This is a genomic window from Paenibacillus vini (genome assembly GCF_018403325.1).
In the GTDB taxonomy this organism is placed as follows: domain Bacteria; phylum Bacillota; class Bacilli; order Paenibacillales; family Paenibacillaceae; genus Fontibacillus; species Fontibacillus vini.
In genome coordinates this window covers 1-255 of the sequence record NZ_BOSL01000085.1, presented here as the reverse complement: position 1 = coordinate 255, position 255 = coordinate 1, and the positions used below count along the sequence as shown (strand labels likewise).

Genomic DNA, 255 nt, shown 5'->3' with positions numbered 1-255 from the left:
AGCTAACAGTCGTCGCATTGCCGGCGGCATCACTCACGACAAGCGTGTAGCTGCCTTCTGCACTTATCGTAGTGCCCGAAGTATACGGCTGGTCGTTTAACAGAGCATTCCCCTCTGTAAACGTAATGGTTTGATCCGTATTGTAATTGCTTCCGTCTGTTACCCCCGTTACGGTTGGAGGTGTTTTATCGAGTGAAAATGTTACCGTTGTTGTATTTCCCGCCGCATCCGTTACGATGAGCGTATAATCGCCAT

Annotated in this window: 1 protein-coding gene; it reads right to left on the bottom strand. The window is 49.0% G+C overall.

The features are described from left to right. A partial coding sequence (locus KJS57_RS26275) for a hypothetical protein (RefSeq protein ID WP_213656850.1) occupies window positions 1-255 on the bottom strand: 255 nt, incomplete at both ends.